This window comes from Streptomyces sp. NPDC053076 (assembly GCF_044546845.1).
Taxonomy (GTDB): domain Bacteria; phylum Actinomycetota; class Actinomycetes; order Streptomycetales; family Streptomycetaceae; genus Streptomyces.
Map to the genome: position 1 here is coordinate 156,725 of NZ_JBITZL010000010.1, position 14,781 is coordinate 171,505.

Genomic DNA, 14,781 nt, shown 5'->3' on the forward strand with positions numbered 1-14,781 from the left:
TCCCTTCAGTTGCCGAGGGCGGACAGGGCTTCAGCGGATGCCTGGACGAGGTTGTGGATGGGCTCGTAGGCGCCGGTTCCGGCGGTGAAGAAGCCGAACAGGAACAGCACCAGGGCAGCGCCACCCCCGGCGGACTTCGTCTTGACCGCGAGGGCGGAGGCGGCGCCGAACAGCAGCACGGCGGAGATGTTGAGAATCATCGGGTGCCTTCCGGGCGAGGGGTGTCGGTGCCGGCGCGGTAGATGCGGGCCCACCGGTTGTAGAGCCAGCGGCCGGTGCGGATGCGCTTGCCGGTGGCGCGGCAGTGGCGGCAGTCCTTGCCGCGCTTGAGGCGCCCGCGGCGGTCGTGCTTGAGCTTGTGGCCCATGCCGTGGCAGCGGCGGCAGTCGCCGAACGGCGAGGCAGCACACAGTCCGATGTAACCGAATGTGACGGCTATCAGGCAGGTGATAGCAAGGAGGATGGGGGTCATCCGGGGCCCTCCGAGCGGGTTTCCAGGGGTTTTCGCTGGTGGGGTGCTATCCGCTAGATCACAGGTGAATGGGCGAATGGGGTGCTAGCGGGGGTGCTACCGGTAGCAGGTGTGACTGCTACCGGTAGCACCGGATCGGGCCTAGGCCGCGCTTGGCTTCTCGTTACGCTCCGCAATCGCCTTGAGCAGGTCGGCGCGGGTGATGCCGCGGCGGGTGGTGCGGGCGCCGTCGTCGGTGGTGCCGGCGACGTCGCGGGTACGGATGCCGTGGGGCTTGAGCGCGCTGGTGACGTTCTCACCCTTCCAGCCGCCGTAGACGTCCGGGCGGAGTTCGGCGAGGCGGGCGGCGATCCGCTCGTTCCACACCCGCTCTTCCTTCTCCGGGACCACGGCCGCCACGTCGGCGAGCAGGTCGTAGGACGGCCCGGTCACCGCGGCAGCGCTCTCGCCGAGCGCGTAGCCGGACAGCAGTCCGGCCTTCTCGCGGACGGTACGGGCGCGGGCGGCGATGGCTTCGGCGCCGGGCGCGTCCACGAACGTACTGGACACGATCCGGGCATCGGAGCCCTCGCCAACGAAGTAGTGCAGCCCCTTGTCACCCCACGCGAACATGGTCGCCCGCACCCCGCGCTTGTACGACGACGTGCCGAGCACCATGTCGTTCTCGGTTTGGCCCATGACCTTCAGGCACCACCGCGCGCCCGCGTTCGCGCTGATCCCGGTGGGCAGGGACTTCGCATCGGGCCGCTGGGTGGCCAGCAGCAGCACGATCCCGGTGGCCGGGCCGCGCTTGACCAGGTCGGTGGCGATCTCCTCGAACTCCTTGCCGTAGTCGGCGTGCTCGAACAGCACCTGGCACTCATCCACCCCGATCACGATGGGGTGCAGGCCAAGGGACCGCTTAGAAGCCAGTTCGCTGGTCACCTTCGACTCCGGGCAGATGTCCCGCGGCAGGGAGCGGATCACCTTCGTACGCCGGCGCAGTTCCTCGCGCAGGGCCCGGAAGTCGGCCAGCGCGTACTGGAGGGTTTCGTCTTCCTCACCGACGCCGTGCCGGTGAGAGACCTTTTCCCCGACCGGGTCCAGGTCGCCGGTGCCCTTCATGTCATAGGAGTGGATCTCCGCCCGCGGGTCGAGCGCCGCGATGAGCAGCAACAGCCTGAGCAGGAAGGTCTTGCCCATGCGGGGGATCGCGCCGATGACTCCGGCGATGAACATCAGGGTGACTTCGACCCAGCGTCCGCGCTGGTCGGTGCCGTAGGGGACGGGCTTGAATAGGTCCACGGTGCCTGACTTCAGCAGCGGCCAGACCGGCTTGCGCGCGCTCTTGAGGTCCTGGTCCCCGACCCACAGCACGAGACGGCCGGTGTGCTCATCCGGGACCGCTTCGGGCCACACGCAGCCCAACGGGCGGCGCAGACCAGAAGCGAGACGGTCACGGCGCTCGATCACGTCCGTGACGGTGACCCCGTACGGTAGGTCACCTTCCGCGCGCCACCCGGGCCCGTCCCGGGTGATCGGGGCAGTGAACGCAAACCCGTCCCTCCCCTTGGCCTGCGCCTGGTTGATCGCCGGAATGCCCAGCGCCCCCAGCGCACGCAGCACGATGTCACTGGTGAGCTTCGGTGCGTCGGGGAGTTCCACAGCCTTGTGGATAAGCGGCGCGTCGGCCTTCCGAGCGGCCGACCCGAGCGCCAGCACGACCACGCCGGCCGACAGGGCTTGCAGCCAGTCGGGGGCGAGCACGTAGATGGCCAGCGCCGACCCGACACCGACGAACAGGGCCAGCACGGCAACCAGCGTGCGCAGCCGCACGCGGCCGTCCCGCTGCCTCGACAGTTTCAGGTACTCGGCCGCGTCCTCGCGGCGCACGGCGGCGAGGCGGACGGGTTCGCCCTCACGGTCGGCGACCCACCGCATCGTGCCGCCCACGAACCCCGCGGCGCCGGTCGGCGCCCGGAAGGCGAGCCGCGCGGCGTAGACCGGTGCGCGCAGGGCGTGGTATCCGGCGGTGTGGGCGTAGTGGCGGGCCACCCACCCGGACGCGGTCTTCAGTTCGGAGACCGACCGCAGCCACAGCGGGACGACCGCCCGGCGCTTGGCTCCGGCGAGCCGACCGAGGTAGCCGGGACCGGCCGCCTTCAGCGTCGGTGAGTCGACCAACACCGGCGTACTCGGGTCGGCCGACTCGATGCCCGACCCGACGGGGCGGGAGTCGACCGACCGGTCGGCGTCCGGTCGGGCGCCGGGGTCGGCCGACTCGGCACGGGCCGTCCGTGCCTTGTCGAGGTCGACCACGTCCCCGCCGGAGTCGGCGGTAAGTTCGGCTTCCAGTCGGTTGAAGAGTTCGTTGTCGTCGTCGGGGTGCTTCACTGAAGTTGTCCTTCGCTCGTGAGGGATGAGGGGCCCGGTCGCTGCTTTGGTCGGTCATGACCGGGCCCCGCATGGAAGCGGTCAGGCGGCGCACTGTTCCTCGGGGTAGGCGCATAGGACGCACATCCCGAGCGATGTCGGGATGCAGTAGCTGTAGGTGATCCGGCAGCGGGGGCAGGTGCGGCGGGCCAGCATCGCCAGCGCGAGCGCACCCCACTTCCGGGACGTCATCGGGCGGACCGGCTTGGCGCGGTCGACGCGGTAGAGGAAGGCCACCTGCACCCCCGCCTTCCGGCCGCGGTGTGTGCGCATGATCTGCGCGGCCACCTCTTGCCCGCCGGGGCGCAGCCCGGACACGCGCAGTTGGCGGCGGGTGGCGTAGCCGTCCGGGGCGAAGTGCCACGGGTAGGTGGGTATCCCGAACCGGGCCCCGGAGGGGTCGTAGCACTTGGTGTAGGCGGACATCAGACCGCTACCCCCACCGCGGGCCCGTCCGTGCGGGTGCCGGTGCGGCCGGAGCGGCGTCCGGTGATCGTGGAGAACAGCCGTCCCAGCCCCGCCCGGCGGGTGCCGGAGTGGGCTTGCTTGGCCGCGTACATCGCCTCATCCGCCCGGCGCAGCAGCCCGGATAGGTCGTCGGCGGGGAAGTCTGCGGCGCGCACCCAGCCCAGCGAGACCGTGGTGTGCACGGCGGGGTCGTGGCCGTCGATCGGGCGGGCCAGCACGCCATGCAGCAGGGGCAGCATGTCGGCGGCGGTGCCGTGGACGTCGATGAGCACGGCGGCGAACTCATCGCCCCCGAGCCGCCCGGCGATGCCGGACCGGCCCACGTGGTGGGCGAGCCGGTCCGCAGTCGCCTTCAGCAGCGCATCCCCCGCGGCGTGCCCGTGAACGTCGTTGATCTGCTTGAACTTGTCGACGTCGGCGAGGACAACGACCGCCCGCGGGTCCCTTAGTAGGGCGTTCGCGCGGCGGGTGAACCCGTCTCGGGTGACCAGACCCGTCAACGGGTCCCGGCGCGCGGTGCTCAGGCAGCGGTGCAGCCACCGCACGTGAACCATCCACCCCGCCAGCAGGGGTAGCACGGCTAACAGGACTGTGGCCAGGGTGCTCATGCCGCCACCCCCTCAGCCTCAGCCGGAACGGCGTCCGCCGAACGCAGGGAGCGAGCTGCCGCGCGTTCGGCGAGCAGGACGTCACGGACCTGCCGTGCCGGCGCCGACCCGCATCGCAGCGCCTTCCGCAGCACTTCGGCGTTGACCGCGTCGTCCGTCCAGTCGGCCGTCACCGTGCGGGCTTCACTGAGCAGGTCGGCGGCGGTGCGCTGCACCGCGGCGGGCTTGGCCTTGACCGGCCGCTTGCGCGACGGATTAGGCGTTGCGGGCTCCGGCGGCTCCGGTGCCTGCACCGGCTCAGGATCCGGGGCGGTGTCGGCCTGCGGCGGGGCAGCGGGGGTGAGTTCGCCCATGCGGAGCATCACGCGCTCACGCCGCGGCGTCTTCCTGCGCCAGCTGCGGCCGTACCGCTCGTGAAGGTCCGCACGGACCAGCAGCCGTTCACGCTCACACGCCAGCGCCGCACTGTAGGAGGTGATCTCCCACAAGGTCATGCGCCGCCACAGAGCGAACGTCGACAGGGGCGCCAGCAGCCACCGTGAGAACCGGATCTTCTCCATACGCCGGCCGATCGCAGCCCCGATCCGCACGGCGTAGATGTGCGCGCCGATCTCGGAGAACACCACCCACAGCAGCGGCATCGTGCCGTGCGCGACCTTCGCCCACAGCCCATTCCCGGCGGCGACGTTCAGCCCACAGGTGACCAGGGTCAACGCCCACGGCACGAACCGCACCCACGCCAACGCCATGTCCATACGGATCAACAGCAGATTGGCCACCGTGAACACCGGGATCGCGGTATCGATGCCGACCGGCAGCATCCACGGCTCACCGAACCCCCACCGCGCCGCGGCCAACGACACCGCGTCGAAAGAGGAGATCAGACCGAGCGCGCCGACGCCGGCCGCGGCCAGCGCACCGACACCGGCGAGCCCCATTTCCGGGCGGGTGAGCGGCGGCACCGCCGCGCGTTCCACGGACTGCGACATCACTGTGTACCCACCGCCCCGGCGAACGCCGTGTCGTCGGCGGGCAAGGCGGCGAAGGCGGTCAACTCGATGTCCGCACCCCCGTACACGCCGAACCCCTTCAGGACAGCGGTGCGGCCATCGCTCTGGGTGTGGAAGTCGACCGTGGCGGGCTCGATGCCCAGCGCACGGCGCCAGGACTCGAACGCGGCGAAGCTGTCGCACGACGACTCGTGCAGCGACAGACGCAGCACCTGCGGGTACAGAGGCGAGACGTCCACGTTCGGCGCGGTCAGGTGCGGAAAGTCGACCGCCAGCAGGCGCAGCACCCGCAGTGGAACAGTCAGCCCATCCAGGTTCAGACCCTCGTTCATGCCGCACCGCCGGGAAGGCTCGCACCGGCCGTCTGGTTGATTACGGCGACGCGGGCGGCCAGCGCCCGGCGGCGAGCCCGGCGGATACGCCGCAAGTCGAACTCGGACGGGACGCGGTCCAGGGTCAAGATCTGCGCGTCCAACAGGTCAACGTCCGCCAGGATCACGGGCATCTCCCGGTCGATCGCGTCCAGCTCAGCGTTCGTCGGCTCCATGAAGTCGGCGAACGCCGTGACAGCGTCCTGAAGTGTGACAACGTGGTTCATGGGTCGTGGTTCCTTCCAGAGAGGAACGGCCCGAACAGCGGCCCCGGAGTTGCACCTCCGGGGCCGCGCGCCGTTGAAGTCGGGATATCCGGCTCCCCACCACCCCGCCCGTACAGCCGGCGCAGACAGCGCGGCCGGACGGGCGAGGGAGGCAGCCGGCGCGGCGATAGCCACCGCGAGACGGCAGAAGGTGACCGGTTGTCCCCTGCACCCGAACGGTGCGAGGGACCGGGGATGGAGCGGCGCCGCCGTGCCGGTCGATCACGGCCGCGCCCAACGCTTTGGTCTGATCACAGTCACTCCTTCAAGGCGAGGAACAGGGGTTTTGCACTGCAAGGGGGACCTTGTCCCCACTCTCCGGCCGTTGCTCGCGGTCACCGGGCCACCTCGCCAGTACGGGCCGAAGCCCTGTTTCACCTGGCCTTTAGCGGGATTACAGCGTCCCCGCCCTGTGCATTCGTGCAGATCGAGCTGCCCTACCGAGAACACGGAGGAGCTTTACTGACTAGCTTGCACTAGTGCGCTGTGGTCCACAACCTCTTCAGGGTGATGCGCGCTAGTTCGCTGTGGTGGGTACGCTCAGAGCATGACTGTCACAGGAGGGCCGAAGCCGAAAGCAGTGCAGGTCGCGGACGCACTTCGCGAGGACATCAAGAGGATGAAGCCGGGGGACAAGCTTCCGTCACAGCGCGAGTTGATCGACCGCTTCGGGTTCGCGAGCCAGACCGTCCAGAACGGTTTGGCCGCACTCCGGGCCGAAGGGTTGGTCGTGTCGGCCGGAAACCTGGGCAACTTCGTGAGCGGCGGGGCTTCCCCCAGCAGCGACGTGCGCGACGACATCAAGGAAATCCGCTCCCAGATTCAGGCGTTGGCTGAGCGGGTCGCAGCGCTCGAAGAACGCTCCGCCCCGAGTGGCGCGTGATCTGCAACCAGCATGCGGGGAACGGCAGTTGTGACGTAAGTGACAGCCAGGGGACGGCGAGGCGGAGGTGGGGACATGTCCAGTGACACCCCGGTGTCCCCTTCCCTGTCCCCCTAGCTCGCGGGTGAGACTCGGAGTAGGCACTCGGAGGAGGGCACATGACCGACGACAGGCCCGCATGGGCGCGGCGCATCGCTGCCGAACGAGCGGCCCGCGACTGGTCGCAGCGTGACGCGGTCCGGGCGCTGCGGGCGCACGCTCCCACGGAGCTGCCCGCAGAGGACAGCATGATTCGCCAGTGGAAGCGCTGGGAGTCAGGCCAGATGCCGAACGACTTCTACCAACCGATCATCGCGGCCCTCTTCGGCACCGTGACGCACGCGCTCTTTCCAGCGCCCTCACGTCGGGACGGGGACAGGGAGATCCTGGCAGCGTCCGGCATGGAGACGCTGGAGATCGTGAGCCGCCTCAACAGGTCCGACGTCGACAACGCCACGCTTGATGCCCTGCGGATCACAGCCGACCGGCTCGCCTCGGAGTACCCGTTCATGCCGAGCGAACAGCTCCTAATCGAGGGGCGGCAGTGGCTTCGCCGTGTCGTTGAGCTGCACACGAAGAGCCTCACGCTTGCGCAACACCGCGAAGTTCTCGCACTGTCCGGTTGGCTCGCGCTACTGGTCGGCTGTGTCGAGTACGACACGGGCGACCGGCACGCGGCCGAGTCGACGCGACAAGCTGCGCTCTCCCTCGCGACCGAGGCAGACCATGCAGAGGTCGCCGGATGGGCCCACGAGATGCGGGCATGGTTCGCCCTCACGACCGGCGACTACCGCGGCGTCATCGCGGCGGCGCGGGCCGGGGCAGAGACGGCGGCACATCACGGCGTGGCCGTGCAGCTCGCTGCCCAGGAAGCCAAGGCATGGGCGCGGCTCGGAGACCGCCGGCAAGTCGAGGTCGCCTTGGACAAGGGGCGGCGAATCCTTGAAGGGATGCCGTACCCGGAGAACCTGGACAACCACTTCGTGGTGGACCCGGCCAAGTTCGACTTCTACGCGATGGACTGCTATCGCCTGGTCGGTGAGGACAAGCTCGCGCGCACGCTCGCCGAAGAGGTGCTGAGGGCCGGAACGGACTTCGACGGCATCGAGCGCTCGCCCATGCGCAACGCTGAAGCCCGCGTCACACTGGGCGTCACGGCGGCACGTGAGGGGGACTTGGAACAGGCACTCCTCATGGGTGAGCGGGCCCTCGAAGGTGACCGACAGTCGGTGCCGTCGCTCATCATGACCAGCCGCGAACTCGCTGCCGAGATGCGGCGCCGGTACAGCTCCGAACCGGCGGCGCAGAACTACCTTGGGCGGCTTCACTCACTCGCTGAGCAGAAGCCTGGATTCATGCCCCGATGACCCGCGCCGGGACGTCGCGCCCACGGCAAAGGCCCTGGCCAACAGGCCAGGGCCTTTGCCGCATACGGGCGGATGCGCACCGAATGCCTCACGACTTTCCTTGTGGAAAGAAGAGAGTCACACGGTACTCAGTCGCCCTGACGGAGACTATCCACTCTTACATCCAATGCGGCCTGGAATGCGGGGTGGATTGTGAAACCGTCCGCAGCTTCTAGGTTACTGACTCTTTCCGCAAAGTCGGGAAACATGCGGACATAGCGAACGGTGCTTTGCCTACCCGTCGTGCACCCCACGAATCCAATATTGTAGAGGAGCGCGAGTAGAGGACCGTACCAACCGGCCCAACTTGCTGCCGGGTTATTCCACATGGCTGAAGTCATGTAGTCCAGCCACTCTGTGCCGCGAAAGTACGGATCAGCCAATAGGAGAGCAGCGTCGTCAATGCGCCTTGTGAATTCCTCCTTGGACATTGGAACTACTGCTCCCGCAAATACCGCGAAGACCCTGTCGATGTCTGGGTAAGTCATCTTCCATTCGTCGCGTAGCGCCAGAAGTCTTTTGTACGAGTAAGAGTCCTCGGCGTTTTTTATGTCTTCCCAGGATGTTCTGCCACTGCCCGTAGATATCGCGAATGTCTCATTCACGAAGGCGATGATGTCGCGCGGTCGCATCAGGGTTCGGGCGAGCATGTAATCAAAAGCGTCACCGCGTGTGGTGTTGATGCGTGGAAGCATGTCGGATATAGAGTTAACTGGTACGCCGTGCTTCTTTGTCGCGACGCGAAGCCTGCTGCTGACGAGGTCGCGCAGTTCTGCCGGGCCCCATCGCATGTGGAGGGATAGGGAGCGGAATTTCTCTTCCTGTCCACCTGTTCGGTGCCCGAAGTCTAGGTTCTCGAAGATGTTCGTGCGGAGCGCGACGATGACTTTAAGGTTCTTCACACGGTGCAGGTCAAGCACGGCCCGGAAGAGGCATCGAATTAGAGCATTCGATATTTTCTCATCCACCCAGTCGCGGTCCAGGTCGTCAATGACCACGTAGGTGAAGTTCTGACGGCTGTCGAGGATGTCCTCGTCGAGAACCTTTATCATTTTGTTTAGACGCGCCATCTGAGTCTCATTGACGATGCGCTGAAATCGGTCCGTCAGTTCCCGACGGGTTTCGGTGGCGAAAGTGTCCGCAGTCCCCGACCCTACCGTGGCTGACGCATTTGCCACCTGATTACTGGCTAGGCCGAAAGTCCCTTTAGCTTCGCTATTTATTTTTTCTTCGAATTTTTCTGTGATCTCCCGTACGCGCTCATCCGCTTCCACCCAGAATCGATCTTGGAAGTCTTCCAAGTAGTCGAGCGCAACGCGTTTTCCGGGATCTCTTTTGATCTTCTCTCGCAGCGTCGTAAGGAAGTTTATTTTGGCTGCATGGGAATCGACCTTGTACCTATGGCGTATCAGTTCGACGAGCAGAACATGCTTCCATAGTGCAATGAAAAGGGGGTCAAGGCTGACATTCAGCTCATCCAAATATCGCATCACGCCAAGACTCGTAATGTAGCTCAGCGAAAGATCCTCAGGGGCCACCCTCACGACGTGGTCGGGGTGTTCCTCTTCTAGTCGCTGCAGAAGGGCGGATTTGCCTCCACCGGTGCGCGCAATGACGAAACAACGAGGATCCTCCCGCGATGACACTGTTCTGTAATCATCGGATTCATAGAAGGCTTCCATCAAAAGCGGATCGGCCTCGGCCTGTTCTCCGCCGATGCTGAAGTTGGTTCCGCGTGCACCACTTGACGCCATACAGTCCCCCCAGACGTGACGAAGCTCATACTGTAACCCCGTGCCCTCGGAGACGGGAGTCTCTCGTCGAGGTTTAGACCTTGCACTCGTGCCAACCAGCCGCTGGGTCGTGGCTACGGGTGCCTGAACATGCCGTCGAGGAGATGGCCGTCGAGATGCAGGGGCAATCGGACACAGCGTGAGACGTCCACTGGTGCCAGCTGCTAGCCACGAAGAGCCTGCCCAGAGGGCAGATGTCCGGGGGCCAAACAGGGGGCCAAACGAAGCGACCGAGTCAAGACCGTCCCGGACGATAGTGGACTATCCCGGAGCCGAACCAACAGGTCAGCACCCCCAGGCCAAGGTCACAGAGGGTCTGATCGCGTTCGGGACGAAGAGGTCGTGGGTTCAAATCCCGCCACCCCGACAGCCGAAACAGCAGATCAGGCAGGTACTGGATTCAGTACCTGCCTGATCTGTTTCTGCCTGCGTGTCTATCTGCGTGACTAACGCTCTCCGCGTGTCTACGACCGCCGCTCTTGCGCGCCAAAGATGCCGTTCATGACCACGGCGCCGGTCTGGATCACGGGCCGGATCTGCTTCCGGTAGAGCTCCTCAGTCACGGCCGTCCCCGAGTGCCCGACGAGCCGCGAGATCTCCTCCAGGGGGACACCCCGGTCGGAGAGCAGCGAGACAAAGCTGTGTCGCAGCTCCCGAGGCGTCCACTCGTCGGCATTGATCCCGTCGATGCCGGCCATCGATCTCCGGGCCGTCGACGCGTGCGGCAGCGGAAGCGGCGCGGATGGCGTCCGTCAGCAGCTCGGTCGTGGCCCAGGCCGGCGGAGGCGTGTCGCCGCCTTCGGGGCCGTCGAGGCGGATGACCGCGTGGAAGTGGACGGCGCCCCGCTTCTGGTACTCGGCGACCTTGGCGAACGAGATCCGGGCATGCTCGCGGAAATCGCGTTGGGCTGGCTGCCGAGGTATGACCGGTCACTCGACGCGGTACCGACCGCTGGGCACTTCCCCACCCCGGCATCAAGGAGAGCCGGTCAATGGCCCGAGTCCTTATCCGAGCGGGTCAAGGTACGGCGCACGTGCTGCAGGCCCCAGGAGGTCACGGTGACGATGAAGGCGGCTGCCACGGCGCCGAGGAACTCGGGTACCGCAGCCAACAAGAGGTGCACCGCGACTTCTCGCAGACCGGTCGGAGCCAGCAGGTCAATGGGCAGAGCGACATCATTGGGCGTAGCCGTCACGGAGACGACCTCCTTCGCATCATCCCCGACTTCCCTGCGAAGCCGGGCGAGGTGCGGCGACAATGGGCCGTCCGGATCTGATCTCCAAGCGCCTGCGGGACGGACGGGGACCAACGGGGACACCGAACGCAAAGCCGTAGGTCCACAGCGCGGCGGCACGGGGCAGCCGGAGCCGTCCCAGGGACACGGTGGGGCTGTCCGGGACGGGCGGCTCCGCAGCAGAGGACGAGGATGGGGATGCGGCCCATGACCAACCAGGAAAGTTCCGGAAGCGGCCCGCGGCTCGACTACGCGAACTTTCTGCAACGTCAGGCCCGAGAGGCTGGTCTGGGCGCCCGAGACATTTCTGAACGCTTTGCCCGCGCACGGGAGGACGCAAAGGCGGCGAAGGCCGACCACGGAAGCAGGTCAGAACCCCCGATCAGCACGATGGCCTGCTCCAAATCGCACATCGACCGGTTATTGAAGGCGCAGGCATTGCCCAGTCCACTCTGGCCGTTCACCCTCCAGTTCTTACGGATCACCAACCGAGCAGCAGGCCTCAGCGCGGAGGAGCACCGGAAGCGCTGCATTCAGGCCCGCGCCTTGGTCAACGCCATTCAGGACGCCCCCCAACCGCAGATCACGCGCACGCCCGCCCGCAGCGACGACACAACCGCAGGGGACAACACACCTGAAGAAACCATCGCCACCCTGCGTCTTGAAGTGGATCTCGAACGGGCGCGCCACACCGAAACTCGCCTGCGCTACGCCCTGAGGGACTCCCAGGTTCTCATGGCGACCTTGTGGACTATTATCAGCGCCTTACGGGATATCATCTCCAGCCATCACGCCCTTGAGGCCCGCGTCTACCACACCAGCGGTGATCCCGCAGAGCTCGCGCGGCTGCGTAGTGAAACCCAGCAGGCCCTTGCCCACAAACGCACTGGCCACGAGGAAGCCCATCGAGTAGCGGCACGCATGCGCAGACTTGAAGAATCGTGGGAGCGAGCCCGTGCAGAATTGCACCGTCTCTCTCTGGACCCAGGCGCCTTCGATCTAGTCCCGCTTCCCTGCGGCCACGCACTGTCGCCCCAACCTGTTCTCCCCCAGGACCTCCTCGCCTCCAGTGTCCTCGACGACATAGCCGCCGCCTTGAACAAGGCCAAATCGCTCAACGACCAGGAAGAGCTCGAGGCCTGCGCTTTGCAGCAGACCCTCATGCCTACTGCTCCTCTTCAATCCGAAGACGAACTCGCCATTTTGGTGGCCGCCACCCGAGATGCCCTATTTCGCCTCACCAACGACGATGACACCGGCATCCGGGCACGTGCCGTGCAAGCACTGGCGGAGAGTTGGCCGGACCATCCTGACGTCGGCGAACTCACCCTTCGTATAGTCCGTGATGACAATGACCGCGTCAGGAAGTCTGCTACACGCGGGCTTGCACGGGTATACCCCGGAGATGCTGGCGCGCGCGACACCCTTATCCACCTCGCGAAGAATGACCGGTATTACGGCGTCCGATGCAGTGCCGTTGACGGGTTGGCAAAGAGTTGGCCGGGCGACTCTGAGGTAGCCAAAGAGCTCCTTGGCCTGACCCGTGATGAGCACGCCCGTGTCAGGAAGACTGCTGTTTGTGCATTGGCAACGGGCTGGCCAAATGATGCTGGCATCGCCGAGACCCTCGTAAAGCTGATCTTCGACTTCAGCAGCGACGGCGTTCGTGACTCCGCAAGGGTGGGCTTGCGGGCTGCGTGGCCGCGTGCTGCTGCTGTCCGTGATGCGCTCCGCCGACTTGCCCGCTCCAACAGATACCCTCACCGGGCTCTTGCCGCATCCCTGTGGGGGGATCTGGGGCGAGGGCACACCGAGGCCCGTGAGGTGCTCGTGCATCTAACGTTTGACGAGCACCCATCAGTGAGACACGACGCTCTATTTGAGATTTTTGAGAATTGGCTATACGACCCCATCGTCCCCGATGTACTTCTTCGCCTCACCACTGACCCCGACGAAATGATTCGAAAAACGGCTTCGGAGTTGTTGAGGTCCGGCTGGGCGCTGTGGCACCACGCGAATGCCTCTACCTGACAGGCGGCGAACTCCACCGCTTCGTCCAACCGGCGCCGACGGAACTGGCCTTGTCGTGTGTGGAACTTCAGCAACACGGCGAAGCCCCGTCGCGTCACACCGCGCCTGACATCCCCGCGTGACATCAACAGCGCCGAATGTCAGGACTCGTGGGCGGTCTGGCATGGCCAGCATGGCCGGGTCAATCGTCAGCAGGGCCGAAGAGCGATCGAACTCCTAATGCGATGCTCACGCACGAACGCCCTCCCGGGCCGTCCTGGGGCCGTGGAAGGGCGCTCAGCGATGACCAACGTCGACAGGTGCCGACAGCTCGACAGGAGGTCAGGACGTTGATCGGTTAGGCGGCCGCAGGTCTCGGCCGTCAATGATCAGGTGTGGCTGTGCAAGGGCTCACGGCAGGCGTCAGCCCTCGGGAGGGGCCACCCATGCCGGAGACGGCCTCAGGCTGGCTGCGGCTGTGCTTGTGCCGCGTGGAAGGTTCGAACTGGGTCAGCCCAGCCTCCAAGGCTCCGGCTCAAGCCAAAGCGCCGAGGGAGCCACCGGCTCCTAGTGACACATCCGTCAGAGGCGGCTGACCACTTAGGCCCGGACAAGTCCTCAACTCCCCACCAGGTCTTAACCCACTTTTGCCCGTTTAGCCGCAGAAGAGGCCATCGTGGGAGATGCAGGCCAATAAAGAACATGGACACATCATCACCACACTTAGTGGTGTAGAAATGCCGATCGGCATCGGTATAACTCGTCCCCAGTCCACATTCTAGGCCCATGGTTCCGCCGAGCCATGTCAACGCAAGCTTTCCGCCAACTGGTATCGAGGGGACCAGGACTGGGTTGTACCAGACTTCGCCGTTGAGGCCGCGGGTGAGAGACGTTTTTTGCGTTTGGGCAACTAATACATTGGTAGCTGGCCCCGTCCCCACATTGACAAGCCACCACTTCGGATCGCTACCCGTTTGCCCGCTCTCCCACATAAATTGAAGAACTGGCATACGAGTTCGACGACCGGTCACGTAGGCATGTACGAACGATCCGAGTGAAATCAGAGCTGCGAAGATCGAGATCACCAATGCTGGCATCGTTCCCCCAGATGTCCAGTTCATTCATGAGCTTAGGCAGTCTCAACCCTACTGTCCGAAGAGAGAGGTAGGCGCCCTGCGGGGCGAACTCGTCACACAGATAGGGGGCCAGATCCACTACTGCTAGGGTGCCTCCGGTTCACAGCCGATGCATCTTGTGCCCATGTCGCCGCCGACGACAACGACTGCGGCCGGCAGCGGCGCTCGGCAGCCCGCATGGTGGTCGCAAGGGACGATCGGAACCGCCCGCCAAGATGTGCTCGCATCTCCTAAGCGCTCGGCCACATCACTGTCGTCGTAGACCATGAGTGTCTAAGTGCGTGACAACGCTGACGCACAGCGGCGAACAACCGCAGATAGTCGCGGACCATCGCAGCAGGTGAGGGACGCACCGGCGCCTGGTCAAGCGCTCACCCAAGTTACTTCGAAACGAAGAGGTCGTGGGTTCAAATCCCGCCACCCCGTCGCTGGTCAGAGGCCGCATACGGATTTCCGTATGCGGCCTCTGACGTGCTCGGGGGGCCAAACGAAGTTGATCAGGCCACCGCGTCACCCTCTTCTTGTTCCTCCCTGCTCTCCTCTTCCTGATCTCCGCGGAAGATGTCGTCCATCGCTTCGGCACCCTTGCTGATCACGGGACGGAGCTGCTTCCGGTAGACGGCCTCTGTCGTAGCCTGGCTGCTGCAACCAACCAACAGGACGATGGTCTCC

Annotated in this window: 13 protein-coding genes and 2 pseudogenes; 3 read left to right on the forward strand and 12 right to left on the reverse strand. The window is 65.5% G+C overall.

What is annotated here, in order from left to right:
* Positions 1-5 precede the first annotated feature (5 nt).
* From ACIGYR_RS33105 to ACIGYR_RS33140, 8 genes are all read right to left on the reverse strand, one after another.
* Positions 6-200: a hypothetical protein gene (locus ACIGYR_RS33105; protein ID WP_399606527.1), complete on the reverse strand. Its 195-nt coding sequence runs from the start codon at positions 198-200 to the stop codon at positions 6-8.
* Positions 197-472, reverse strand: a complete 276-nt coding sequence (locus ACIGYR_RS33110; RefSeq protein ID WP_399606524.1) for a hypothetical protein — start codon at positions 470-472, stop codon at positions 197-199. Before ACIGYR_RS33110 ends, ACIGYR_RS33105 begins: the two co-directional genes overlap by 4 nt.
* 141 nt (positions 473-613) lie before the next feature.
* Positions 614-2,845 carry a cell division protein FtsK gene (locus ACIGYR_RS33115; RefSeq protein ID WP_399606521.1) on the reverse strand — a complete coding sequence of 744 codons (2,232 nt, stop codon included), beginning with the start codon at positions 2,843-2,845 and terminating at the stop codon, positions 614-616.
* Between the two features lie 81 nt (positions 2,846-2,926).
* Positions 2,927-3,310: an RRQRL motif-containing zinc-binding protein gene (locus ACIGYR_RS33120; protein WP_399606519.1), complete on the reverse strand. Its 384-nt coding sequence runs from the start codon at positions 3,308-3,310 to the stop codon at positions 2,927-2,929.
* A complete protein-coding gene (locus ACIGYR_RS33125) occupies positions 3,310-3,960 on the reverse strand; it encodes a GGDEF domain-containing protein (RefSeq protein WP_399606517.1) in 651 nt (216 codons plus the stop codon). Before ACIGYR_RS33125 ends, ACIGYR_RS33120 begins: the two co-directional genes overlap by 1 nt.
* Entirely contained in the window at positions 3,957-4,949 is a 993-nt protein-coding gene (locus ACIGYR_RS33130; protein ID WP_399606514.1) for a DUF2637 domain-containing protein, read from the reverse strand. Before ACIGYR_RS33130 ends, ACIGYR_RS33125 begins: the two co-directional genes overlap by 4 nt.
* On the reverse strand, positions 4,949-5,302 hold the full coding sequence (locus tag ACIGYR_RS33135; protein ID WP_399606511.1) for a hypothetical protein: 354 nt from the start codon (positions 5,300-5,302) through the stop codon (positions 4,949-4,951). Before ACIGYR_RS33135 ends, ACIGYR_RS33130 begins: the two co-directional genes overlap by 1 nt.
* Complete coding sequence (locus ACIGYR_RS33140; protein ID WP_399606509.1) at positions 5,299-5,568, reverse strand: DUF6284 family protein; 270 nt, start codon at positions 5,566-5,568, stop codon at positions 5,299-5,301. The genes ACIGYR_RS33135 and ACIGYR_RS33140 overlap by 4 nt, the downstream gene beginning before the upstream one ends.
* A gap of 586 nt (positions 5,569-6,154) precedes the next feature.
* Between ACIGYR_RS33140 and ACIGYR_RS33145 the strand changes: the two genes are divergently transcribed.
* Entirely contained in the window at positions 6,155-6,490 is a 336-nt protein-coding gene (locus ACIGYR_RS33145) for a GntR family transcriptional regulator (protein WP_399606507.1), read from the forward strand.
* A 158-nt stretch (positions 6,491-6,648) separates the two neighbouring features.
* Positions 6,649-7,896, forward strand: coding sequence for an XRE family transcriptional regulator (locus tag ACIGYR_RS33150; RefSeq protein WP_399606505.1), 1,248 nt, complete (start codon positions 6,649-6,651; stop codon positions 7,894-7,896).
* A gap of 128 nt (positions 7,897-8,024) precedes the next feature.
* Here the strand turns inward: ACIGYR_RS33150 and ACIGYR_RS33155 are convergent, their stop codons facing one another.
* The 4 genes and pseudogenes from ACIGYR_RS33155 to ACIGYR_RS33170 all read right to left on the reverse strand — a co-directional run bounded on the left by ACIGYR_RS33155 (position 8,025) and on the right by ACIGYR_RS33170 (position 10,924).
* Entirely contained in the window at positions 8,025-9,689 is a 1,665-nt protein-coding gene (locus tag ACIGYR_RS33155; RefSeq protein ID WP_399606502.1) for a P-loop ATPase, Sll1717 family, read from the reverse strand.
* 503 nt (positions 9,690-10,192) lie between these two features.
* Positions 10,193-10,435: pseudogene (locus tag ACIGYR_RS33160) on the reverse strand (tyrosine-type recombinase/integrase); the annotation flags it as partial.
* A pseudogene (locus ACIGYR_RS33165) lies at positions 10,419-10,634 on the reverse strand (replication initiator); the annotation flags it as partial. The pseudogenes ACIGYR_RS33165 and ACIGYR_RS33160, both read right to left, overlap by 17 nt.
* Positions 10,635-10,717: 83 nt before the next feature.
* Positions 10,718-10,924: a hypothetical protein gene (locus ACIGYR_RS33170; RefSeq protein WP_399606499.1), complete on the reverse strand. Its 207-nt coding sequence runs from the start codon at positions 10,922-10,924 to the stop codon at positions 10,718-10,720.
* A 246-nt stretch (positions 10,925-11,170) separates the two neighbouring features.
* On the opposite strand from ACIGYR_RS33170, the gene ACIGYR_RS33175 reads away from it, so the two are divergent.
* A complete protein-coding gene (locus ACIGYR_RS33175) occupies positions 11,171-12,994 on the forward strand; it encodes a HEAT repeat domain-containing protein (protein WP_399606497.1) in 1,824 nt (607 codons plus the stop codon).
* Positions 12,995-14,781: the final 1,787 nt, after the last annotated feature.

Bases quoted from the DNA above. Each gene is read 5' to 3' on its own strand.
- ACIGYR_RS33120 (WP_399606519.1), bottom strand. From the start codon at position 3,310: ATGTCCGCCTACACCAAGTGCTACGACCCCTCCGGGGCCCGGTTCGGG.
- ACIGYR_RS33155 (WP_399606502.1), bottom strand. From the start codon at position 9,689: ATGGCGTCAAGTGGTGCACGCGGAACCAACTTCAGCATCGGCGGAGAA.
- ACIGYR_RS33175 (WP_399606497.1), top strand. From the start codon at position 11,171: ATGACCAACCAGGAAAGTTCCGGAAGCGGCCCGCGGCTCGACTACGCG.
- ACIGYR_RS33110 (WP_399606524.1), bottom strand. From the start codon at position 472: ATGACCCCCATCCTCCTTGCTATCACCTGCCTGATAGCCGTCACATTC.
- ACIGYR_RS33125 (WP_399606517.1), bottom strand. From the start codon at position 3,960: ATGAGCACCCTGGCCACAGTCCTGTTAGCCGTGCTACCCCTGCTGGCG.
- ACIGYR_RS33140 (WP_399606509.1), bottom strand. From the start codon at position 5,568: ATGAACCACGTTGTCACACTTCAGGACGCTGTCACGGCGTTCGCCGAC.
- ACIGYR_RS33150 (WP_399606505.1), top strand. From the start codon at position 6,649: ATGACCGACGACAGGCCCGCATGGGCGCGGCGCATCGCTGCCGAACGA.
- ACIGYR_RS33105 (WP_399606527.1), bottom strand. From the start codon at position 200: ATGATTCTCAACATCTCCGCCGTGCTGCTGTTCGGCGCCGCCTCCGCC.
- ACIGYR_RS33135 (WP_399606511.1), bottom strand. From the start codon at position 5,302: ATGAACGAGGGTCTGAACCTGGATGGGCTGACTGTTCCACTGCGGGTG.
- ACIGYR_RS33130 (WP_399606514.1), bottom strand. From the start codon at position 4,949: ATGTCGCAGTCCGTGGAACGCGCGGCGGTGCCGCCGCTCACCCGCCCG.
- ACIGYR_RS33145 (WP_399606507.1), top strand. From the start codon at position 6,155: ATGACTGTCACAGGAGGGCCGAAGCCGAAAGCAGTGCAGGTCGCGGAC.